The sequence below is a fragment of the Sporichthya sp. genome (assembly GCF_013815995.1).
In the GTDB taxonomy this organism is placed as follows: Bacteria; Actinomycetota; Actinomycetes; order Sporichthyales; family Sporichthyaceae; genus Sporichthya.
The window spans coordinates 1-21,126 of the sequence record NZ_JACDFE010000049.1; the positions used below are offsets into that span (position 1 = coordinate 1).

20 protein-coding genes and 1 pseudogene are annotated in these 21,126 nt (G+C 70.5%); 13 read left to right on the forward strand and 8 right to left on the reverse strand.

What is annotated here, in order from left to right; all coding sequences use genetic code 11:
• Window positions 1-14: 14 nt before the first annotated feature.
• Window positions 15-1,175 (reverse strand): acetyl-CoA C-acyltransferase, encoded by a 1,161-nt coding sequence (locus H0X00_RS07890; protein ID WP_293768783.1) that lies wholly within the window; start codon window positions 1,173-1,175, stop codon window positions 15-17.
• Window positions 1,176-1,343: 168 nt separating this feature from the next.
• Here H0X00_RS07890 and H0X00_RS07895 point away from each other — a divergent pair, with 168 nt between their 5' ends.
• The 6 genes and pseudogenes from H0X00_RS07895 (at window position 1,344) to H0X00_RS07930 (ending at window position 7,149) form a co-directional block, all read left to right on the forward strand.
• Window positions 1,344-2,174, forward strand: a complete 831-nt coding sequence (locus H0X00_RS07895; RefSeq protein WP_293768785.1) for an NAD(P)-dependent oxidoreductase — start codon at window positions 1,344-1,346, stop codon at window positions 2,172-2,174.
• Window positions 2,175-2,209: 35 nt separating this feature from the next.
• Complete coding sequence (locus tag H0X00_RS07900) at window positions 2,210-3,421, forward strand: LuxR C-terminal-related transcriptional regulator (protein ID WP_293768827.1); 1,212 nt, start codon at window positions 2,210-2,212, stop codon at window positions 3,419-3,421.
• A 45-nt stretch (window positions 3,422-3,466) separates the two neighbouring features.
• A pseudogene (locus H0X00_RS23740) lies at window positions 3,467-4,985 on the forward strand (aldehyde dehydrogenase).
• Window positions 4,986-5,067: 82 nt separating this feature from the next.
• Complete coding sequence (locus H0X00_RS07920) at window positions 5,068-5,871, forward strand: enoyl-CoA hydratase-related protein (protein WP_293768800.1); 804 nt, start codon at window positions 5,068-5,070, stop codon at window positions 5,869-5,871.
• Window positions 5,871-6,365: a MarR family transcriptional regulator gene (locus H0X00_RS07925; RefSeq protein WP_293768801.1), complete on the forward strand. Its 495-nt coding sequence runs from the start codon at window positions 5,871-5,873 to the stop codon at window positions 6,363-6,365. Before H0X00_RS07920 ends, H0X00_RS07925 begins: the two co-directional genes overlap by 1 nt.
• A gap of 28 nt (window positions 6,366-6,393) precedes the next feature.
• Window positions 6,394-7,149 (forward strand): SDR family NAD(P)-dependent oxidoreductase, encoded by a 756-nt coding sequence (locus tag H0X00_RS07930; RefSeq protein ID WP_293768802.1) that lies wholly within the window; start codon window positions 6,394-6,396, stop codon window positions 7,147-7,149.
• 111 nt (window positions 7,150-7,260) lie between these two features.
• Here the strand turns inward: H0X00_RS07930 and H0X00_RS07935 are convergent, their stop codons facing one another.
• The 3 genes from H0X00_RS07935 to H0X00_RS07945 form a co-directional block, all read right to left on the reverse strand.
• Window positions 7,261-8,109 carry a mycofactocin-coupled SDR family oxidoreductase gene (locus H0X00_RS07935; protein WP_293768803.1) on the reverse strand — a complete coding sequence of 283 codons (849 nt, stop codon included), beginning with the start codon at window positions 8,107-8,109 and terminating at the stop codon, window positions 7,261-7,263.
• Window positions 8,110-8,181: 72 nt separating this feature from the next.
• Complete coding sequence (locus H0X00_RS07940; RefSeq protein ID WP_293768804.1) at window positions 8,182-8,955, reverse strand: enoyl-CoA hydratase/isomerase family protein; 774 nt, start codon at window positions 8,953-8,955, stop codon at window positions 8,182-8,184.
• Window positions 8,956-8,959: 4 nt separating this feature from the next.
• Window positions 8,960-9,721 carry a 3-hydroxyacyl-CoA dehydrogenase gene (locus tag H0X00_RS07945; RefSeq protein WP_293768805.1) on the reverse strand — a complete coding sequence of 254 codons (762 nt, stop codon included), beginning with the start codon at window positions 9,719-9,721 and terminating at the stop codon, window positions 8,960-8,962.
• A 108-nt stretch (window positions 9,722-9,829) separates the two neighbouring features.
• On the opposite strand from H0X00_RS07945, the gene H0X00_RS07950 reads away from it, so the two are divergent.
• Window positions 9,830-10,396 (forward strand): hypothetical protein, encoded by a 567-nt coding sequence (locus H0X00_RS07950; RefSeq protein ID WP_293768807.1) that lies wholly within the window; start codon window positions 9,830-9,832, stop codon window positions 10,394-10,396.
• Here H0X00_RS07950 and H0X00_RS07955 read toward each other — a convergent pair.
• A complete protein-coding gene (locus H0X00_RS07955; protein ID WP_293768809.1) occupies window positions 10,393-11,448 on the reverse strand; it encodes a phosphotransferase family protein in 1,056 nt (351 codons plus the stop codon). The two genes, H0X00_RS07950 and H0X00_RS07955, sit on opposite strands and share 4 nt — an antisense overlap.
• Window positions 11,449-11,515: 67 nt before the next feature.
• Between H0X00_RS07955 and H0X00_RS07960 the strand changes: the two genes are divergently transcribed.
• A complete protein-coding gene (locus H0X00_RS07960) occupies window positions 11,516-12,034 on the forward strand; it encodes a hypothetical protein (protein WP_293768811.1) in 519 nt (172 codons plus the stop codon).
• Between the two features lie 50 nt (window positions 12,035-12,084).
• Here the strand turns inward: H0X00_RS07960 and H0X00_RS07965 are convergent, their stop codons facing one another.
• Both H0X00_RS07965 and H0X00_RS07970 read right to left on the reverse strand, forming a co-directional pair.
• Window positions 12,085-13,110 carry an LLM class flavin-dependent oxidoreductase gene (locus H0X00_RS07965; RefSeq protein WP_293768813.1) on the reverse strand — a complete coding sequence of 342 codons (1,026 nt, stop codon included), beginning with the start codon at window positions 13,108-13,110 and terminating at the stop codon, window positions 12,085-12,087.
• A 16-nt stretch (window positions 13,111-13,126) separates the two neighbouring features.
• Window positions 13,127-14,293: an acyl-CoA dehydrogenase family protein gene (locus tag H0X00_RS07970; RefSeq protein ID WP_293768815.1), complete on the reverse strand. Its 1,167-nt coding sequence runs from the start codon at window positions 14,291-14,293 to the stop codon at window positions 13,127-13,129.
• 76 nt (window positions 14,294-14,369) lie between these two features.
• Between H0X00_RS07970 and H0X00_RS07975 the strand changes: the two genes are divergently transcribed.
• On the forward strand, window positions 14,370-15,173 hold the full coding sequence (locus H0X00_RS07975; RefSeq protein WP_293768829.1) for an enoyl-CoA hydratase/isomerase family protein: 804 nt from the start codon (window positions 14,370-14,372) through the stop codon (window positions 15,171-15,173).
• A gap of 38 nt (window positions 15,174-15,211) precedes the next feature.
• A complete protein-coding gene (locus tag H0X00_RS07980; protein ID WP_293768817.1) occupies window positions 15,212-16,483 on the forward strand; it encodes a cytochrome P450 in 1,272 nt (423 codons plus the stop codon).
• Window positions 16,484-16,571: 88 nt separating this feature from the next.
• Here the strand turns inward: H0X00_RS07980 and H0X00_RS07985 are convergent, their stop codons facing one another.
• Window positions 16,572-18,179 carry a class I adenylate-forming enzyme family protein gene (locus tag H0X00_RS07985; RefSeq protein WP_293768819.1) on the reverse strand — a complete coding sequence of 536 codons (1,608 nt, stop codon included), beginning with the start codon at window positions 18,177-18,179 and terminating at the stop codon, window positions 16,572-16,574.
• Window positions 18,180-18,307: 128 nt separating this feature from the next.
• On the opposite strand from H0X00_RS07985, the gene H0X00_RS07990 reads away from it, so the two are divergent.
• The 3 genes from H0X00_RS07990 to H0X00_RS08000 all read left to right on the forward strand — a co-directional run.
• Complete coding sequence (locus tag H0X00_RS07990) at window positions 18,308-19,483, forward strand: MaoC family dehydratase N-terminal domain-containing protein (protein WP_367186494.1); 1,176 nt, start codon at window positions 18,308-18,310, stop codon at window positions 19,481-19,483.
• The gene (locus H0X00_RS07995; protein WP_293768823.1) at window positions 19,480-20,709 is read left to right on the forward strand and encodes an acyl-CoA dehydrogenase family protein; all 1,230 of its coding nucleotides are present in this window, start codon (window positions 19,480-19,482) and stop codon (window positions 20,707-20,709) included. Before H0X00_RS07990 ends, H0X00_RS07995 begins: the two co-directional genes overlap by 4 nt.
• Before the next feature lie 11 nt (window positions 20,710-20,720).
• A partial coding sequence (locus H0X00_RS08000; protein WP_293768825.1) for an acyl-CoA dehydrogenase family protein occupies window positions 20,721-21,126 on the forward strand: 406 nt, incomplete at its 3' end.

The following is a 21,126-nucleotide window of genomic DNA, read 5'->3' on the forward strand; positions in this document are numbered from 1 at the left end:
GGGTTACACCTCGGTCAGAGCAGCTCGATGATGGTGGCGTTGGCCATGCCGCCGCCCTCGCACATCGTCTGCAGGCCGTACTGAATGCCGTTGGCCTTCATGTGGTGCACCAGCGTGGTCATCAGCCGGGCGCCGGAGCCGCCGAGCGGGTGGCCGAGGGCGATGGCGCCACCGTTGGGGTTCATCGCCGCCGGGTCGGCGCCGGTCTCGCGCAGCCAGGCCAGCGGCACCGTCGCGAAGGCTTCGTTGACCTCGAAGGCGCCGATGTCGGAGATCGTCAGGCCCGACTTGGCGAGGGCCGTCTGCGTCGCCGGGATCGGCGCGGTGAGCATGATCACCGGGTCGTCGCCGGCGAGGACGGCGGTGTGCACGCGGGCGATCGGGGTCAGGCCCAGGGCCTGAGCCTTCTCGCTGGTCATCATGAGAAGCGCCGCAGCGCCGTCGGTGATCTGCGAGCTGTTGCCCGCGGTGACGGCGCCACCCTCGGGCTTGAAGACCGTCTTGAGGCCGGCCAGGCCCTCCAGGGTGCCGCCGCGGCGGATGCCCTGGTCGGCGGCCACCAGCTGCAGGTTGCCCTCGGCGTCCGCGGCCTTGATCGGCACGATCTGGCTGTCGAAGGCGCCGGCGTCCTGCGCGGCGGCGGCGCGGGCGTGGGAGGTCAGGGCGAACTCGTCGAGCTCGGTGCGGGTGAAGCCCCAGCGCTCGACCATCATCTCCGCGCCGATGCCCTGGTTGGGCGCCGTGCCGCCGTAGCGGGCAGCGAAGCCCGGGCCGAGCGGGTCTGCGTCCTGGAGCGAGGAGAACATCGGAACCCGGCTCATCGACTCGACACCGCCGGCCACGGCGACGTCGTACTGCCCGGAGATCAGGCCGGCCGCGGCGAAGTGCACGGACTGCTGCGAGGAGCCGCACTGGCGGTCGATGGTGGTGGCGGGGACCGACTCGGGCCAGCCGGCCGAGAGCACGGCGCTGCGACCGGTGTTCATGGCCTGCTCCGCGACCTGCATGACGCAGCCCCAGATGACGTCGTCGACCTGGGCGGGATCGATCCCGGTGCGCTCGACAAGGGCCTTGAGAACGTGGGCGGACAGCTCCACCGGGTGCACCCCGGCGAGGGCGCCGTTGCGCTTGCCGAGGGGGGTGCGGACTGCTTCGACGATGACCGCATCGCGCATGTGTCGGTCTCCCTGGTTCTGGGGGCGGTAATACCCTGGAGTTGCGCATAAACAGTCAAACGTGACTGCCCCGCTCGTCAAGGCTTTCGGCCTATGACGGTGGCCACTAGGCTCCGGCCGTCCGGACATCCCCCCGGGCGGTTCTGAACTACCCCCCGAAGGAGTCTCATGGGCACGGCTCTGGCCGGCCGGACGATCGTGATGTCCGGCGGAAGTCGCGGAATCGGTCTGGCGATCCTGGTCGCCGCAGCACGGGAGGGGGCCAACGCGGTCATCCTCGCCAAGACCGACAATCCCGACCCTCGCCTGCCGGGCACGGTCCACACCGCCGTCGAGGAGATCGAGGCGGCCGGCGGCAAGGCCGTCGGCGTGATCGGCGACGTCCGCGTCGAGGAGGACGTCCAGCGGGCCGTCGACACTGCGGTGTCGACCTTCGGCGGCGTCGACATCTGCGTGAACAACGCCAGCGCGCTGAACCTGTCCAGCACCGAAGAGCTGCCCATGAAGCGCTTCGACCTGATGCAGCAGATCAATGCGCGCGGCACCTTCCTGCTGACCAAGACCTGCGTGCCGCACCTGAAGAAATCCGGGCACGGCCAGATCCTCACGCTCTCGCCGCCGCTGAACCTGGCGCCGCAGTGGCTGGGCGCGCATCCGGCCTACATGCTCTCCAAGTACGGCATGACGCTTCTGACGCTCGGCTTCGCCGCCGAGTTCGCCGGGGACGGTGTGACGGCGAACTGCCTGTGGCCGCGCACCACGATCGCCACGGCGGCGATCATCAATCTGATCCCGGACGCCGCCGAGGCCTCCCGGAAGCCGGAGATCATGGCCGATGCGGCGGTCGCGATCTTCACCGGTCCGCGCCGCTCCGGAGAGACCCTGATCGATGACGAGGTCCTCGCCGCCGCCGGGGTGAGCGACCTGTCGAAGTACGGCGCCGGCTCGGACTTCGCACTGGACCTCTTCGTGGACCCGCCGGGCACCGCGGCGAACTGACGATGATCGGCGCAGGCTCGTCCCGTGTGGAGTTCATGCGCGCGCGCGACCCGGGGGCCCCGTGGCCCGGGCGCGGCTACCTGCTGCCGGCCGGCCGTCGGGACCAGTTGCAGTCCCTGCTCGGTCAGATCGCCGAGGTCACCGGTCGCGACGACCTCTGGGACCCGTCGCTGGTCGTCGACTACGCCGCCGCCCACGACGTGCTCGCGGCCGGCTGGGAGCTCACTCTCGGCGCGCTGAGCACGCTGGGCACGGAGGGCCGGCTCGCCTCGGGTAGCGACCTCGACGGACTGATCGACCTGATGCGGACGCTGAAGGCCTTCGATGACGGGATCCGCGACGAGCGGCTGCACCAGCGCGACGCCGCTCTGGCCCGGGTCCGCGAGGCCCTCGCCGCACTGCGCCGGATCGACGCGACCGCGACGCTGGTGAACGAGGCCGCGGTGGCGGTGTGCAGCCTGGGCTTCGACCGCGCGATCGTCTCCCGGATCGACCACGGCCGGTGGCTGCCGGAGACCGTGTATGTGGGCCGGGACGCCCGCTGGGCCGAGGAGATCCTCGCGGCCGGCCGGGAGAACCCGGTGGTGCTCGACGACACCGTGCCGGAGTGGGAGATGGTGCGCCGCGGCACCGCCCTGCTGGTCTCCGACGTCCAAGGGGACACCGGCGTGAACCGGCCGATCGCCGAGTCCTCGCTGTCCCGGTCCTACGTCGCGGCGCCGATCGTGGCCCACGGCAGCGTGGTGGGCTTCCTGCACGCGGACTGCTACTACCAGAAGCGCAACCTGGACGAGACCGACCGCGAGGTGCTGGCGGCGTTCGGGGAGGGCCTGGGCTACGCGCTCGCCCGCAGTGCCGTGCTGGATCGCCTGGGCGCCGTCCGGCTCGACCTCGGCAACCTGGTCAACGGGGTCTCGACCGCGATGCCGGTGGCGGACTGGTCGCTGCACCGGCCGCTGGACCCGCCGGCCGACCCCCTGGCCTCCAACGGGCACGCCTTCCTGCAGACCTTCCTCGCACCCGGGGAGCACGGGGGGGCCGCGTTGACCCGTCGCGAGGTCGAGGTGCTGCGCCGGATGGCCGAGGGCGACACCAACGCCCGGATCGCCCGCCGGTTGGTGATCTCCGAAGGCACGGTCAAGACCCACGTGAAGCACATCCTGCGCAAACTCGGCGCCTCCAACCGCGCCGAGGCCGTCTCCCGCTGGGTGCAACTGGAGCGCCATCAGCGCATCCCGGGGGACTAGCTTGTCCGCACGACCAGACCTCTCCAACGATCGTCGGGAGCCCTCGTGACCACCGTGGCCGTGACGCACCACCAGATGTTCATCGACGGCAAGGGAGTCGACTCCGATTCCTCCTACGAGCTGCGCAGTCCGGCCACCGGCGAGGTCGTCGCCACGATCGCGAAGGGGTCCGTCGACCACCTGGACGCGGCCGTCGAGGCTGCCCGGCGCTCCTTCGACGCCGGCGTCTGGTCGCGCCTGCCGCACACCGAGCGCGCCGCGATCATGCTGAAGATCGCCGACCGGCTCGGCGCGGAGCAGGACGAGCTCATCGAGCTCGAGACGATGTGCAACGGCGCCACGCTGCGTCAGGCCATCGCCTTCCACGTGGGCTACGCCGGCCCGCACTTCACCTACTTCGCCGAGCGCATCGCGAAGTACGAGTGGATCGCTCAGATCCCGACCTCGGCCTTTCCGACCGCGTCGATGAACACCGTGCGCCGCGCCCCGGTCGGCGTCGTCGGCGCGATCGTGCCGTTCAACTTCCCGCTGCTGCTGGGCCTGTGGAAGATCGCTCCCGCGCTGGCCTGCGGCAACTCGGTCGTGGTGAAGCCGGATGAGAAGACCCCGCTGTCCCTGCTGCGTCTGGTGCAGATCGCCTCCGAGTGCGGCCTGCCGGGCGGCGTGCTCAACCTGGTCACCGGTGACGGCGTCGACGTGGGCGCGGCTGGCCAGCCACCCGGACGTCGACAAGATCGCCTTCACCGGCTCGACCGCGATCGGCCGCGAGATCATGAAGCTGGCCGCCGGCACGGTCAAGAAGGTCTCGCTCGAGCTCGGCGGAAAGGGCGCGCAGGTCGTGCTCCCGGACGCGGACCTCGACATCGTGGCCGACGGCGCGCTGTTCGGCTGCATGCTCTACTCCGGCCAGATCTGCGTCTCCGGCACCCGGCTGCTCGTGCACGAGAGCATCCACGACGAGCTGGTCGCCAAGATGGTCGCGCGGGTGAAAACCATCAAGCTCGGGGACCCGGCCGACTTCGACACCGACATGGGACCGGTCATCTCGCGCAAGCAGCGGGACAAGATCCTCGGTTACCTGGAGAGCGGTAAGGCGGCCGGCGCGACCGCGGTCGTCGGTGGCGGGCTCGCCGAGGTCGAGGGTTTCGAGGGCGGGCACTGGATCGCGCCGACGATCTTCACCGGCGTCACCAACGACATGCAGATCGCGCGCGAGGAGATCTTCGGCCCGGTCCTGTCGGTCATCAAGTACTCCACCGTCGAGGAGGCGATCGCGATCGCCAACGACACCGAGTACGGCCTGTCCGCCGGCGTCTGGTCGACCGACCTGGAGGAGGCCGGCGAGGTCGCGCAGCGCCTGCAGGCCGGCACCATCTGGGTCAACAACTGGCACATGCTCGACGTCGAGATGCCGTTCTCCGGCTGGAAGCAGTCCGGCGTCGGCGGTGAGCTCGGCCCGCAGTCCTTCGACGAGTACACGATCTCCCAGCACGTGCACGTCGACCTGAGCACCAAGCTGGAGCGGCACGTGTTCGATGTGCTGCTCTCCGAACCGCCGGAGTGACGGCCCGGGGAATCCTCTAGCACCCTAATATCTGGTAGTGCAGTATTCTCATGCGCGCACGCCGGGCAATAGCGGAGGCACAGTGGGTTCCTCGAACTACGCGGATATCTCCTACGAGGTCGACGGGCACGCCGCGGTCGTCACGATCCAGCGGGAGAACCGGCTCAACGCCTTCACCGCGACGACGATCGAGGAGCTGATCCACGCCTTCAAGAAGGCCTGGGCGGACAAGGCCGTGCGCGGGGTCATCCTTACCGGTGCGGGCGATCGGTCCTTCTGCGTCGGTGGCGACGTCAAGGTGCGCAACGAGCTCGGCAACTACGGCCCGACCGAGAACGGCCTGTTCGAGGTTGCCTACTTCCACCGCCTGATCCGGGACATCCCCAAGCCCGTGATCGCCGCCGTCAACGGCCTGGCGATCGGCGGCGGGCACGTGCTCCACGTGCTGTGCGACCTGTCGATCGCGTCCGAGAACGCGAAGTTCGGCCAGGCCGGCCCGCGGGTCGGTTCCTTCGACGCCGGCTTCGGTTCGGCCTACCTCGCCCGGGTCGTGGGGGAGAAGCGCGCGCGGGAGATCTGGTTCCTGCTGCGGCAGTACGACGCAGCCACCGCCGAGCGGTGGGGCCTGGTGAACAAGGTCGTGCCGCCGGGTCAGGCGCTCGCCGAGGCGAAGGTGTGGGTGGAGGAGTTCGCCCACTACAGCCCGACCGCGATCCGCTTTCTCAAGCACTCCTTCAACGCCGACACCGACCACCAGGGTGGACTGTCCCAGATGGCGATGGCCGGACTGGACGTCTTCGCCCTCACCGACGAGGCCAAGGAAGGCGCCGCCGCCTTCGTGGAGAAGCGCAAGCCGGACTTCGACAAGTACCAGGTCGAGCACTGATGGTCGAGAACCCCGACTCGATCGGGTGGATGCGCGAACGGTGGGAGCAGCGCGGCGAGCCGGCGCCGGCCCAGTTCGCCGCGCTGTTCTCGGTGCTCCGGGCGGCCACGATCATGACCGAGGAGGTCGACCGCGTGCTCAAGGAGCACGCGCTGACCCGGACCGGCTACATGGTGATGATCACCCTGCAGATGAGCGAAGGGTCGGCGCGGCCGTTGGGTCAGCTGTCCAAGCGCCTGCTCGTGCACCCCACCACGGTCACGATGGTGATCGACCAGTTGGAGAACGCCGGGCTGGTGGAGCGACGTCCGCATCCCACCGACCGCCGCACCGTGCTCGCCGAACTGACGCCGGCCGGCCACCAGGCGGCCACCACGGCGAGCGCCGCCCTGGCCGCGGTCGGGTTCGGGCTGCCGGAGATCGACGACGAGACGGCCGAGCGGATCACCGAGGACCTGCGCCGGGTGCGTCGGGCCCTCGGCGACAAGCAGTAGCGTCGCCTCCGAATTCGAGGAGGCGCGCGTGCACGATCTGACCGGCCGGACCGTGGTGGTCACCGGCGGTAACTCCGGCATCGGCCTGGCCCTGGCGGCCGGCGTGGCCAAGGCCGGCGCCGACGTCGCGATCTGGTCCCGCAACACCGAGCGCAACGCCGAGGCCGCGGCGGCGCTGGCCAAACACGGCACCCGCGTCCTGCCCGTCGCCTGCGACGTGGGCGACGAGGCTGCGGTCGCCGCCGCGATGGCCGCGACCCTCTCCGAGTTCGGCCGGCTGGACTGCCTGGTCGCCAACGCCGGGGTGCACGCCGGCGCCCCGATCCAGGACATGACCCTGGAGGACTGGCACCGGGTGCTGCGCATCAACCTCGACGGCGCCTTCCTCACCACCCGCGAGGCCGCCCGGGTCCTCATCGAGCAGGGCACCGGTGGGTCGATGGTCGTGGTGTCCTCGACCATCTCCCGCTACGGCGCGGCCGGCCAGGCCTCCTACGCCGCCAGCAAGACTGGGCTGATCGGGCTCGCCCGGACGCTGGCGGTCGAGCTGGCCAAGCACCAGGTGCGCTGCAACATCCTGATCCCGGGCTGGACCCGCACCCCGCTGAACGAGGCGCAGCAGGCCAGCGAGCAGTTCATGGCGGCCACCACCCGGCGCACGCCGGTCCGGCGCTGGGCCGACCCGGAGGAGTTCGAGGCGATCGCCCCGTTCCTCGCCGACCCCACGCTGACCTTCCACACCGGCAACGAGATCATCGTGGACGGCGGCTACACGATCTTCTGAGGCCCCGTCAGGAGACCGGAGCCTCGGGGGATGTCATCCCTCTCGACCGAAATATGCCCGATATGTCCGGTTCTGGCGGTCGAGAGGGATGACATCCCCCGCGCCGGGTGGTCACATGTGCGGGATCTTGAAGGGGGCACCACCGCCGGCGTCGAGGACCTGGGTCGTGCCGGTGATGTAGCGGGACTCGTCCGAGGCCAGGAACAGCACCATGTTGGCGATGTCGATCGGCTCCAGGCCGGAGATGTTCAGTCCGTGCATTCCGCGGTAGCCGTCCTCGGCCTCGGCTCGGCTCGGACCGCTCAGGTGCGGCAGGAACAGCTGGTAGATCGCGTCGTTGTGCGTCATGTCGGTGTGCACGATCGCGGGGTGCAGCGAGTTGGCGCGGATGTTGTACGGCGCGAGCTCGACCGCGAGGTTGCGCATCAGCCCGGTCACCCCGTGCTTGGCCGCGGTGTAGTGGCCCAGGTTCGGGAAGGCGACCAGGCCGGCCAGGGAGCTGGTCAGGATGATCGAGCCGCCCTTGCCGGCCTCGATCATCGAGGGGATCGCGGCCTTGACCGTCTTCCAGACCCCGGTGAGGTTGACGTCGACCGTCTCGTTCCACTGTTCCTCGGTCAGCTCCCAGACCGGCGCGAAGCTGCCGATGCCCGCGTTGGCGACGACGATGTCGATGCCGCCGAGTTCGTCGACCCCGTCCGCGACCACCTGCTGCAGACCGGCCAGGTCACGCACGTCGACCTGACGGGCTATCACCCGGCGGTCGTGCTCCTCGACCAGCTTCGTTGTCTGGACCAGGTCCTCCGGCGTGGCCAGTCCGTAGGGAACGGTGCCCAGCTGCGAGCAGACGTCGACGGCGATGATGTCGGCGCCCTCCTCCGCGAGCCGGACCGCGTGCGCGCGGCCCTGGCCGCGAGCGGCCCCGGTGATGAGGGCGACCTTGCCTGACACGCGTCCCATTGCTGGCTCCTTTGCCGAGGGGGCTATCGGCTTCCGACGCTAGCCCGGTCGGCGGAGCGAAAGGAAGGCCGATCAGCGGCCGGTGTGCGTCGCCTTGCCGGGCCCGTCGCGGAGGAAGGAGGCCACCGCGTTGCGGTTGTCCGCGGTCTCGAACAGCTCACCGGCCAGCGCCGGGGTGATGGCGGTGGCGGCCGGTTCGCCCTCCGAACACGCGAGGTCGACCAGGCGCTTGGTGACCGCGTGCGCGCGGGTCGGGCCGTTGGCGAGGCGGAGCGCGAACTCGCGGGTCGCGGCGTCGAAGCCCTCGACCGGAAGCACCCGGTTCACCACCCCCCAGTTGTGCAGGGTGGCGGCGTCGTAGCGGTCACCGGTCATCACGAATTCCTTGGCCCGCGCGGGACCGACCCGCAGCGCGAGCCGCTGCGGTCCGCCCATGAACGGGCTCAGGCCGACGATGTGCTCGACGAGGGCGAATTTCACCGGTTCGGCGGCCAGCAGCAGGTCGCAGGCCAGCGCCAGTTCGAAGCCCCAGGTCAGGCAGAGCCCGTGCGCGGCCAGCACGGTCGGGTAGGGCAGGGCGGCCACCCGGCCGGCGACGGAGAGGACCTCGCGGGCCATCGCCGCGCCGGTCTCGCGGTCACGGCCGGCGAAGACGTGGACGTCGACCCCGCCGGTGAACACGCGACCCTCCGCGCGGATCAGCAGTCCGCGCGGAGGGTCGGCGTCGAGTGAGTCCAGGGCCCCGGTGAACGCGGGCCCGGTGGTGGCGTCCCACAGGTTGAGCGGCGGGCTGTCGATGGTGAGGACTGCGAGCGGCCCGTCGCGCTCTACCCGAAGGGGACCCATGGTTCTAGCGCGGGGCCATGCGGATCGCGCCGTCGAGGCGGATCGTCTCGCCGTTGAGCATGGCGTTCTCGATGATGTGCGCGACCATCGCGGCGAACTCCGACGGGTCCCCCAGCCTCGAGGGGTGCGGGACCGACTTCTCCAGCGACGCGATCGCGTCCGGCGGCAAGCTGTCGAACAGCGGGGTCTTGAACAGGCCGGGAGCGACCGTGACCACGCGGATCTTGGTGGACGCGAGGTCCCGCGCGATCGGCAGCGTCATGCCGACGATGCCGCCCTTGGACGCGGAGTACGCGGCCTGGCCGATCTGGCCGTCGAAGGCGGCGGCCGAGGCGGTGTTGACGATCACGCCACGCTCGCCGTCGACCTCGTCGGCCTCGGCCATCCGGTCCGCGGCAAGCCGGATCACGTTGAAGGTGCCGATCAGGTTGATGGTGATGGTCCGCTCGAACTTCTCGAGGTCGTGCGGGCCGTCCTTGCCGATCGTCTTGATCGCGTAGCCCATGCCGGCGCAGTTGATGACGATGCGCAGCGGCGCGAGCGCGCTGGCCGCGTCCACGGCGGCCTGGACGGCCGCCGGGTCGCGGACGTCGGCGCCGGCGAACACCACACCGTCACCCAGGCCCTTGGCGACGGCCTCGCCGTCGGAGTTCGGCAGGTCGACGATGACGACCTTCGCGCCGGCCGCGTGGAGGTTCTTGACGGTGGCCAGGCCGAGGCCCGAGGCCCCGCCGGTGACCAGGGCTGAGCTTCCGCTGATGTTCACGTGCTTCTCCTGTCCTGCCTGTTCGGGGCGCGCTCCCCACTGACAGGGAGGATTTCACCCCCAGTCAGCTCTGACGGTAGGGGGTCCGTCCGGCACACGGCGGCAGCCATGTCGGTGAGCCTGGCCCTGGCGGGTTGTGGGGGTTCCGACGACGACGACGTCGCCGAGCCGCCGGCGCCGTCCCCGACGGCGACGGCCTCCAGCGCGGAGCCCACCGCCGAGGAGACGCCCGAGCCGGGCGTCGACCTGGAGGCCAACGCGCAGTTGCTCGCCGAGATCGTCGACGAGATCGACGAAAGCGCCAAGGGCTTCGCGCAGATCCTGCAGAACCCGGCGAAGCTCAAAGTCCACATCTACTGGAAGGGCCAGCCGCCGGCCGAGGTCAAGGCCCTGGAGGGCACCACCGGCACCGGCGTCGAGGTGATCCTCGTCGAGGCGAGGCTGAGCAAGGCCGACGTCAACACCGCGATCGCGCGGATCTCCCAGGCCGCGCAGGTCGGCACGGTGCCGGCCCCGGACTCCATCTCGGCCAACAAGGACTTCTCCGGGATCACGATCGGCTTCCTCGAGTCGCGGTTCGCGGCCAACAACAACGCGAGCGTCCGCGGCAAGTACGAAGCCGTCGCCAAGGTGCCGGTCACGATCGCCGCGGCCGCCCAGCACGCACCCGACTAGACGGAACGGGCGAGCTCAAGCGCGGCGGCGAGCAGCCGCGGGTTCGCGGTGTCCAGGCAGGCGAAGAACGGGTCGTCGGTGGTGCCGGCCAGGTGCCGGGTGTAGCTGGCCTCCAGCAGCAGCGCCATCTTCCACAGCGCCAGCACGTGGTACCAGCGCAGGTCCTCCAGCGTCACCTTCCGCCCGCTCAGCTCGGCGTAGACGCCGACCATGGCGGCCCGGTCCAGGAAGCCGTCGGCGAGGGTGACCTCGCCGAGCAACTCCTCGAAGACAGCCGCGGCCGCGGGCGAGTCCGGCCAGAAGGCGAGCAGGAAGCCGAGGTCGGCCAGCGGATCGCCGAGGGTGGCCATCTCCCAGTCCAGGACACAGGTGACTCCGCAGGTGTCCGGGTCGACCAGCACGTTGTCCAGCTTGAAGTCCCCGTGCACCAGCGTGGACGGCCCTTCGTCCGCCACGTTCGCCTGCAGCCACGCGCGCACGGCCGGCTCGTCGTCCAGTGCCCGCCCGCCGCGGGCGACGAACTCGTCGCGCTGGCCGGACCAACGCGTGAGCTGGCGGGCCAGGTAGCCACCGGGGCGGCCGAGCTTGGCCGCCTCGAACGGGGCGATCGGGAGAGCGTGCAACTCGGCGAGGGCCCCGACCAGCTCGCGGGAGATGGTCGCCCGCTGGGCGGCGGAGTCCAGCCACGCCGGAGCCTCGTTGCGGATCGCGACGCCGGGCAGCCGGGTCATCACATAGGCGGGGCCGACTCCGGCGGCGTCGCCGGCCTCGGCGATAGCCACCACCCGAGGGGTCCGGGTGGAGCCGGCCTCGGCGAGCACGGTGAGGAGCCGGGCTTCGCGGAGGACGTCGTGCGCGGACGCGGCGTACTCGCCCATCGGCGGGCGGCGCAGGATGTAGCGCTGCTCACCCCGGCGCAGCGCGAAGACCAGGTTGGAGTGCCCCGCCACCAGCGGCTCGAGCTCCACCGCGCCGTCGCCGGGCAGCACGCCGGGCAGCCAGGCCAGAACCTTCTCGGTCCAGGCGGCGGTCTGGGCGGTGGGCGCACTCATGGGATGCATGTATACCGGCGGCGTGCCGGGCTGGGCGTACCGCCCAGGGGAATGTGAGGGTGGACCCATGGCCCCAGCTCTCGCGGACCGGTGGGTGGTGTTCGGCACCGAGATCCCGAACCCGGCGCAAATTCGTGACGCCCGGTTCGCCGGGGCGGTGTACGCCTGCCGCGCTGCCGAGGCGCGCGCCCTGATGCGCGGGACGGGACTGGAGCCGGTCACCGCGGGCGGGCGGGCCTTCTCGGCGCTGGCCTGCATCCAGTACATCAAGCTCTGGGACGGCGAGACCCGGGTGCTCGCGGTCGCCCTCGACGGTGGGCCGGTCGCCGCACCGACCGCGATGACCATCCCGCTGCCGGTGTGGAGCGTGCGGGTCGACGGGGCCAACCAGGGTGAACTGCTCCACGGCCCCTTCCCGCTGCGGGCCGAGGGGTTCCGGATCCGGCCGGGCGGTGCCCGGGTCGCCCTCGGTGAGCACCGGATGTCGGACCTCGCCCGCCGTCTGGGGATGACCGGCTCCGCGCTCTACACGATGAGCGCGCGCAAGATCTCCGGCTCTCTCGGCGACTTCGACGTCGTCGGCTGACCGCCTTGCGTCAGCGAAGGCGGTCGCTATAGCGACCGTTCTCGCTGACGCTACGGGGATGCCGTGGGCGCGGTGTGCTCGATCACCGCACGCAGCACCTCGTCGCAGCGCTCGGGGGAGAGCCGGAAGCTCGGCGGGTACACCACGGTGTGATCGGCGACGGCGTCGAAGGCCCGCAGCTTCTCGCGGACCTGGCCCGGGGTGCCGGCGCAGGCGAACGCGTCGATCATCTCCTCCGGCACCCGCTTGACCATGGTGTCGAAGTCGCCGGCGGCGAAGGCCTCGCGCAGACCCGCGGCGACGGTGCCGAAACCCTGCCGCTCCAGCACCGGGGCGTAGGCCCCGGGGACCGAGTAGAAGGCGATCTGCGCGGCCGCCTCGCGCCGGGCCTGCTCCTCGTCGTCGGAGACCGAGGTGATCACCAGGGCGACGACCGCGACCTCGGCCGGGTCGCGGTCGGCTTTGGCCGCGCCCTTCGCGATCGCCGGGCGGACGTACTCCTCGAGGTAGGCCGGGGTGAAGAGCACGTGGCCGAACAGTCCGTCGGCGACCCGGCCCGCGACCTCGACCATCCGGTCGTTGACCCCCGCGGTGTAGACCGGGATGTCGTCTCGCTCGGGCTCGATGACCTCGGCCGTGGGCTTGAGGTCCACCCGGTAGAACCGGCCCTCGTGCTGCACCGGGCCCTCGTGCAGCCGCCACAGCCGCCGCAGCAGCGGGACCAGTTCCTCCATCCGCGGGGCGGGTGACTCCGGAGGAGTGCCGTGCCAGTCGGACATCATCCGCTTGGTGCCGGTGCCCAGGCCGAGGATCAGGCGCCCGCCGGAAAGCTCGTCGAGGCTGCGGGCCTCGGTGGCGATCGTCAGCGGCGAACGCCCGACCGCGTAGGCGATCGAGCTGCCGATCGTCGCCGTCGAGGTGAGTCCGGCCATGTGAGCCAGCGTCACAATTCCGGAACGGACGTAGAACTCCGGGGACCAGACCGTGTCGAACCCGCGCGCCTCGGCCTCGGCGGCCGCGGCACCGACGTCGCGGACCCGGCCCTGCAGAACAGAGACACCTCGGGTCGCGGTCATCGCTCTCTTCCCGGGACTAGTACGAGCGCGGCAGGCCGAGCACGTGCTCGGACAGGTAGTTCAGCACCATCTCCTGCGGGATCGGCGCCAGGCGCTGCAGGCGGGCCTCCCGGAAATAGCGCTCGACGTGGTACGCCCGGGCGTAGCCGAACCCGCCGTGCGTCTGCACCGCGGCGTCGGCGGCGGCGAAGCAGGCATCGGCGGCGAGGTACTTGGCGGTGTTGGCCTGTTCGCCGGCGGGCATCCGCCGGTCCACCCGCCAGGCCGCCTCGCGGATCACCAGGGCCGCCGCGTTCAGGCGGGCGTGTGCGTCCGCGAGCGGAAAGGCGATGCCCTGGTTCTGTCCGATCGGGCGGCCGAAGACCACACGCTCGTTGGCGTAGGCGACCGCGCGGCGGATCGCCGCCCGCCCGATGCCGAGGGCTTCCGAGGCGACCAGCACCCGCTCGGCGTTGAGGCCGTCGAGCAGGTAGGAGAAACCCTTGCCCTCCTCGCCGACCCGGTCGGCGACCGGCACGTGCAGCCCGTCGTAGACGACCTCGCAGGAGGCGACTGCGTTACGGCCCAGCTTGGAGATCGGGGAGATGTGCACGGCGGGGTCCCTGAGGCCGGCGACCAGCAGCGTCATCCCCAGCGTGGGCTTGGCGACCTGGTCACGCGGCGTGGTACGCACCAGCAGCAGCACCCGGTCGGACTCCAGGGCCTTGGAGGTCCACACCTTGCGGCCGTGCACGACGTAGTGGTCACCGTCGAGTACGGCGCGGGTGGAAATGTTGGTGGTGTCCAGGCCGGCGTCGGGTTCGGTGACCCCGAAGGCGACGTGGGACTCACCGGAGGCGACCTGCGGGAGCACCCGGGCCTTCAGATCGTCGCTGCCGTGCAGCACTACCGGGTGCATGCCGAAGATCGAGAGGTGGATCGCGCTGGCGCCGTTCATGCAGGCGCCGGACGCGGCCACCTCCTCCAGCACGATCGAGGCCTCCGCGATGCCCTGCCCGCCCCCGCCGTACTGCTCCGGCATCGCAATGCCGATCCAGCCACCGGCGGCCATCGCGGCGTAGAAGTCGCAGGGGAACTCGTGGTTCTCGTCCCGGGCGAGCCAGTAGTCGTCGTCGAACTTCGCGCAGACGCCGCGGACGGCCAACCGGATCGCGCGGTGGTCCTCGGTCTCGGTGAAGTCCATCGCGCTCCCCAAGTCCTCTAGTACTGGACACTCTATCGCTAGACAATAGGATGAGCTGGGTCACACTCAGGAGGTGATGGTGGGCGGCTACGAGACGCTCCGCCTCGAGCGCACAGCACCGGGTGTCGTTCTGATCACCCTCGACCGGCCGGACCGGTTCAACGCGTTGAACCCGCAGGTGTTCGCCGAACTGCTGGCCGTGGTCGAGGAGATCCGGGCCGATCGCGAGGCGCGCGCGGTCGTGCTGACCGGGGCCGGCCGCGCCTTCTGCGCCGGGATGGATCTCGACGTCGCCGACGTGTTCACCCAGCTCTCCCGGGCCGAGTTGCTCGAGCTTGCGGACAACGGCGCCCGCTCCTTCCACGCGCTCTACTCGCTGCCGCAGCCGGTGATCGCCGCGGTCAACGGCGTCGCGGCCGGCGGCGGCTTCTGCCTGGCGATGAACGCCGACCTCCGGCTGGTCTCGCCGCAGGCCCGGTTCACCTCACTATTCGTGAAGATCGGGCTCTCCAGCGGGGACCTGGGGCTGTCCTGGCTGCTGCCCCGCGCGATCGGGAGTTCGCTGGCCGCCGAACTGCTCTTCACCGGTCGGGAGGTGGACGCCGAGGAGGCCGTCCGCATCGGGCTGGCGAACCGGGTCGTCCCGGCCGATTCGCTGCTCGAGACCGCGGTGTCCCTGGCCGGCGACATCGCCGCCCTGCCCCCGACCGGCGTGCAGCTGTCAAAGCGCTCCCTGCACGCGAGCCAGGAGACCTCGTCGTATCCGGCCGCCCTCGAGAGCGAGATCCGCGGCCAGGTGATCGCGATGGGGGACCCCGCCACCGAGGTCGCCGTCGCCGCCGTCCGTGAACGCCAAGCCAGTCGTCAGCCCGTCCGCTGAGGCACGTCCCACGTCCCGTCCCAACATCGGAGACTCGCATGGCCCTCGACACGTCCACGCTCGAGCCGATCATTGACAAGTTCAGCAGCCTGAGGTTCTGGGCGCTGCCTCCGGCGGAGCGGCTGGACTACTTCACGTACCTGCGCGAGAACGACCCGATCAGCTGGCACGGCCCGCCGGACTCGATCGACCCCTCGATCCCGAACGCCCAGGGCTTCTGGTCGGTGGTCAAGCACGCCGACATCCAGTACGTCTCGCGCAACCCGCAGATCTTCTCCTCGGCCGAGGGCGTCTTCATCGACGACTTCCCGCAGCTGGAGCAGATGCTCTCCTTCATCGTCACCGACGCGCCCCGGCACGGGCAGATGCGCGGCGTGGTCTCGGCCGCCTTCACCCCGAAGCACACGCGCAAGATGGAGGAGGACCTCAACCGCATCGTCGCGGAGACCGTCGACTCGGTCGCGCACCTCGGGGAGGGTGACCTCTGTCAGCTGATCACCAAGCTGGTCCCCGGCCGGGTCTTCGCCACCTACTTCGGCATGACCGACCCCGAGCAGATCCAGTTCGTGATGGACGCCGCCGAGCAGCTCGGCGCCTGGAACGACCCGGAGTACGCGCACATCGGCTCCCCGCTGCAGGTGTTCGCGGACGCCTCGATGAAGCTGCAGTCCGTCGCGCTCGAACTCGCCAAGCAGCGCCGCGAGAACCCGACCGAGGACCTGATGAGCTGGGTCGCGCAGGCCCATTACGAGGGCCAGAAGATGACGGTCGAGGAGGTTGGCGTCTTCTTCGCCCTGCTCGCCGGCGCGGCCAACGACACCACCCGCCACGGGATGGCCCAGGGGCTGATCCTGTTCCAGCAGCACCCGGACCAACTCGCATACGTGATGGAGGATTTCGAGAACCGCTGGGAGGACGCGGTCAACGAGATCCTGCGCTTCGAGCCCCCGCTCTACCACTTCCGCCGCACCGCCACCGAGGACACCGAGCTCGGCGGCAAGACGATCCGCAAGGGCGAGAAGCTCGCGCTCTGGTACGTCTCTGGCTGCCGCGACGCCGAGGTCTTCGAGAACCCGGACGTCTTCGACGTGACCCGTCCGTCCAAGGCCAACCCGCACCAGGCCTTCGGTGGTGGCGGCCCGCACTATTGCATCGGTCACATGATCGGGAGGTCGATGCTGCGGGCGGAGATGTACGAGATCTACACCCGCATGAGGGACCTCAAGGTCGGTGAGCCCGTGCTGATGCTCTCCAACTTCATGAACGGCGTCATGAAGCTGCCCGGCACCTGGACGCCTGAGTCCCGGTGACGCGCGGGCGGCCCAGCTGCGCCGGGATGCCTTCGCGATGGCTCGGTTCCGGGTCTGCTCGCGGGCTCGCTGACCCGGAACCTGCGCTTTATTCGCTGCCGGCAATCCCGGCTGCGCCGGGCCCGCCCGCGCTCGGCCAGTTGGCTGCCAGCGTCAGCTTGTCGGTCTTTCCCGCATCGGTCATGGGCAGGGGATCGGTGCGGAGCCACCATTCGGCGGGAACCGAAAAGCTGCTGAGCAAGGGTTTGACGTGGGCGAGCAGGTGTTCGACGGTGACGCCGGGGTCGGCTTCGACGCAGGCGCCGACGATCTCGCCGAGGTCAGGGTCAGGGCGGCCGAGGACGGCGGCGTTGCGCACCTGAGGGTGCGTCAGGAGAGCGGCCTCGACGTGGGCGGGGGCGATGTTCTCCCCGCCGCGGATGATCAGGTCCTTGAGCCGGCCGGTCACGTAGAGCAGCCCGTCCGCCAGGCGGCCGAGGTCGCCGGTGTGCACGAAGCCGTCGGCGTCGATCAGGTCGTTCGCGGTGCTCACGCCCTCGGGCGTCCAGTACCCGAGCATCTGGCTGGGGGTGCGGACCGCGATCTCGCCCTCACCGCTGGAATCAGGGTTCTCGATGCGCAGGTCCACCACCCGGCCGGGCGGGCCGGCGGTGCTGGGGTGCTCGGCCATCAGCGCGCCCGAGGCGGAGGCGACGGTGCCGCCGAGCTCGGTCATCCCGTAGATGGTGGAGAGGCCCTTGCGGGCGTTCGGGAAAACGTCGCGCAGCCGAGCCAGCAGGGCCGGCGGTACCGGGGCGCCGCCCATCGTGATCGAGCGCACCGAGGAGAGGTCGCGCTTGCCGACGGCGGGGTGTTCGACCAGGCGCGTTGCCATCGTCGGCACCGCGCCCCAGACCGTGACGCGTTCGCGTTCGAGGAGCTCCAGCACCTGCCCCGCGTCGAAGCGGCCCTCCAGGAACACCACGGTGGCGCCGCCGAGCAGGTTGAGCATGGTCGCCTGCAGCCCACCGACGTGGAACAGCGGGCCGCTCTGCAGAATCACCAGAGGAGCCCGGGTGGGGTCGAGCTGGTGGGGCAGGCGATTCGTCCCGACCATCAGGTTGTGCAGGTTGGCGATCACGGAGCGGTGAGCGAGAGCCACCGCCTTCGGGGCACCGGTCGTGCCGGCGGTGAACAGGATCAGGGCCGGGTCGTCCTCGTCGACGTCCGGGACCGTTGGTAGGTCAGCCGTGGCTCGGTCGAGCACGTCCACCAGGTCCGCGATGTCGAGGGCAGGCGTCCCGGCCGGCAGCCGGCTGCCGCGCCGAGCATCGGCGATGACCAGCGTGGGGGAGATCAGGTCGATCGCGTGCGCGATCTCGGGCTCGCTCCACCAGCCGTTGCCGAGGGCGACCACGGCGCCGAGCCGGATCCCGGCCCACTGCATGACGATCCACTCGGGGCTGTTCGGCGCCAGCAGGAGCAGCCGGTCGCCGGGACGGACGCCGCGATCGTGCAGCAGCGCGGCCGTGGCCTCGATCCGGGCGAACAGGTCGGCGTAGGTCAGCCGGCGGCTGCCCTGGACCAGGTGGGTCCGGTCGGACCAGAGGGCGGCGTCGTCCAGCAAGGAGGCCAGATGGGTGCGCCGCGGGGCGTACATCTGGAAGGCAATTCCGCGTTCGCGACGGGTCACCTCGGTGCCCCAGACGAACGTCACACTGAAAAGTACTCCATCACCAAATACTCGACAACTAGACTATTGAGTCGTAACGTGAATGGCGGCAAGACCGAGGGCAGAGGGTGGTTTTGAGCGTCGAAGAGCAAGCCCAGGAGAAGCAGGCGGTGATGCCGCAGGCGGTCATCACCGACGAGATGATCGCCTCGATGCAGACCAAGGTCGGCGCCAATCTGCGCATCGACCACTCGGTGAACAACGAACTCGCCTCGCGGATCGCGGTCACCAAGTTCGCCGGCGGCATCGGCGACATCAACCCGCTCTGGACCGACCCCGAGCACGCGAGCGCGTCGCCCTACCGGGCCCCGGTCGCACCGCCGAGCTTCATCATCGGCTGCTTCTCCGGCATCCAGTTCGGCTGGCCCGGGCTCGGCTCGTTCCACTCCGAATCGACGCTGACCCTGCACCAGCCCGTGTACTGGGGCGATGTGGTGGACTCCGGTTGCGTCTACACCGGCTTCGACGGGCCGTCGGCCAGCAGCTTCGCCGGGCGCACGGTCACCGACAAGTTCCGCAACAGCTACACCAACCAGTTGGGCGCGCTGATCGCCACGATCGACTGGAAGGTCATCAACTTCGAGCGGGGCGCCGCCAAGGCCAAGGCCGGCACCAGTGAGGCCAAGCCGCAGCCGACGCTGCCGCACCCGTGGGCCGAGGACGAGATCGTCGCGATCGAGGCCCAGGTCCTGGCCGAGCGTCCGCGTGGCGCGGAGCCGCGCTACTGGGATGATGTGACAGAGGGTCAGGAACTGGAAGTCGTCACCAAGGGCCCGATCGGTCTGACCGACGAGATCGCCTTCGTCGCCGGCGGTGGCACACCGATCCCGCGGCTCAAGGCGCACGCCGCCGCGCTGCACGACTACGCGGCGCACCCCGCCTGGGCGTTCCGGGACCCGATCACCGGGGCCAAGGAGCCGATCTACTCGGTGCACTACAACTACCAGGCCGCCCGCGCCATGAGCGTCGCCTTCCAGTACGACGTGGGCTTCCAACGTCAGTGCTGGCAGTTGCACCACCTCACGCACTGGGCCGGCGACCACAGCTGGATCAGGTCCGCGCGCTCGGAGTACCGCAAGTTCGTCTATCTCTCCGACGTCGTGCGCCTGACCGGAACCGTCACCGGCAAGCGAGTCGACGACGACGGTGAGCACGTCGTCGACATCAAGACCTCCGCGGTGAACCAGCGCGGCGAGACCGTCATGCCCGGCACCGCGGTGATCGCGCTGCCGGTCCGCGGTGCCGACCTGGGGGCTGCCTCGCCGGCCGGTGCCCGGGCCCGCACGTGAGCGCACCCAGCACCCCGCCGAGTCTCGAGGAGTTCGCCGCAGCGGCGCGGGCCTGGCTGGCCGAGCGCTACCCGGCCGCGCCGGCCTCCGAGGGCAAGCGGCGCTTTGTCTGGGGCGAAGGCAGCGATGAGGTCCGGGTCTTCCAGGAGCCGGACCCGGCGACCGAGGCAGACGCGCTGGCGGGAATCCGCCGGTGGCGAGCCGGGGTCTGGGAGGGCGGCTACGGCTGGATCACTGGCCCGACCGAGTACGGCGGCGCCGGGCTCCCCGGCGCGTACCAGGGGGCTTTCGAGCAGGTCAGCCGGCAGTTCGACGTTCCGGGTGACTCGTCGCTGACGATCGGGCTCGGCATGATCGCCCCGACCATCGTCAAACACGGCACCGAGGACCAGAAGCAACGCTACCTCCCCGCGCTCTACAGCGGCGAGAAGATCGCCTGCCAGCTGTTCAGCGAACCCGGCGCCGGCTCGGACCTGGCCTCGATCAGCACCAAGGCGGTTCGCGACGGGGATGTCTGGCGGATCTCCGGCCAGAAGGTCTGGACCTCCGGTGCGCACATCTCCGACGTCGGCGAGATCATCTGCCGCACCGCGGCCGAGCCCCGGCACAAGAACCTCACCGCGTTCCTGATCGACATGCACGCACCGGGGGTCACGGTCCGGCCGCTGCGGCAGATGACCGGCGACGCCGCCTTCAACGAGGTCTTCTTCGACGACGTCGTCGTGCCGGACGCCGACAGGCTCGGGGCCGAGGGCGAGGGCTGGACCATCGCGCTCACCACCCTGGCCAACGAGCGCAACGCGATGGGTCACAGTTCCTTCGGCGGCGTCGGGATCCTGTCCACCGAGCGCCTGGCCGGCCTGGTCCGCAACCAGGATCTCGCCGGGGACGCGACCGTGCGGCAGGAGTTCGGCGAGGTCGTCTCCCACCTGCGCAGCGCCCGGTACGTCAACGAGGTGATTGCGGCCCAGGCCCGCGCCGGCCAGCCGCCGGGCGCCGAGATCGGGTTGAGCAAGATCGCGCTCTCGGACAACATGCGCCGCCTCGGTGAGTTCGTCGGCGAGGTGCTGGGTCCGGAACTGGTGGCCGACACCGGCGAGTGGGGCACCTACGCCTGGAGCAGTCTGGTCCTCGGTGCCCCGGGCTACCGCCTGGGTGGCGGCAGTGACGAGGTCCTGAAGAACACGGTCGCGCAGCGCGTGCTCGGCCTTCCCCGAGCGACCTGAGGAGGCATCAGATGACGACTGCGGAACTGGTGCCCAGCGCGGACGAGCGGGCCCTGGCCGAGACCGTGCGCGACGTCCTGACCGACCTCTCCTCGGTCGACCAGGTCCGGGCGGACCTCGACACCGAACCCGGCTTCGGCGCCACCGCGTGGAAGGCCCTCGCGCGCGATGTCGGACTGTGCGGACTGACCATCCCGGAGCAGCACGGCGGACTGGGACTCGGACTGTCGGCGGCCAACGTGGTCCACCACGAACTCGGCCGCGCCCTGTACCCGGGGCCCTTCCTGGCCACCTCGCTGGCGACCACCGCCCTCCTGGCCGCCGGCGCCGAGGGCCCGCTGTCCGGCATCGCGGCGGGCGACACTGTTGCGACGGTGGCGCTCGCGGACCGCGGTGGCGCCTGGACCGGTGCCGGCG

Coding starts and splice junctions, on each gene's coding strand:
- H0X00_RS07890 (WP_293768783.1), bottom strand. CDS start 1,175: ATGCGCGATGCGGTCATCGTCGAAGCAGTCCGCACCCCCCTCGGCAAG.
- H0X00_RS07895 (WP_293768785.1), top strand. CDS start 1,344: ATGGGCACGGCTCTGGCCGGCCGGACGATCGTGATGTCCGGCGGAAGT.
- H0X00_RS07900 (WP_293768827.1), top strand. CDS start 2,210: ATGCGCGCGCGCGACCCGGGGGCCCCGTGGCCCGGGCGCGGCTACCTG.
- H0X00_RS07925 (WP_293768801.1), top strand. CDS start 5,871: ATGGTCGAGAACCCCGACTCGATCGGGTGGATGCGCGAACGGTGGGAG.
- H0X00_RS07935 (WP_293768803.1), bottom strand. CDS start 8,109: ATGGGACGCGTGTCAGGCAAGGTCGCCCTCATCACCGGGGCCGCTCGC.
- H0X00_RS07940 (WP_293768804.1), bottom strand. CDS start 8,955: ATGGGTCCCCTTCGGGTAGAGCGCGACGGGCCGCTCGCAGTCCTCACC.
- H0X00_RS07950 (WP_293768807.1), top strand. CDS start 9,830: ATGTCGGTGAGCCTGGCCCTGGCGGGTTGTGGGGGTTCCGACGACGAC.
- H0X00_RS07955 (WP_293768809.1), bottom strand. CDS start 11,448: ATGAGTGCGCCCACCGCCCAGACCGCCGCCTGGACCGAGAAGGTTCTG.
- H0X00_RS07960 (WP_293768811.1), top strand. CDS start 11,516: ATGGCCCCAGCTCTCGCGGACCGGTGGGTGGTGTTCGGCACCGAGATC.
- H0X00_RS07965 (WP_293768813.1), bottom strand. CDS start 13,110: ATGACCGCGACCCGAGGTGTCTCTGTTCTGCAGGGCCGGGTCCGCGAC.
- H0X00_RS07970 (WP_293768815.1), bottom strand. CDS start 14,293: ATGGACTTCACCGAGACCGAGGACCACCGCGCGATCCGGTTGGCCGTC.
- H0X00_RS07975 (WP_293768829.1), top strand. CDS start 14,370: ATGGTGGGCGGCTACGAGACGCTCCGCCTCGAGCGCACAGCACCGGGT.
- H0X00_RS07980 (WP_293768817.1), top strand. CDS start 15,212: ATGGCCCTCGACACGTCCACGCTCGAGCCGATCATTGACAAGTTCAGC.
- H0X00_RS07990 (WP_367186494.1), top strand. CDS start 18,308: ATGCCGCAGGCGGTCATCACCGACGAGATGATCGCCTCGATGCAGACC.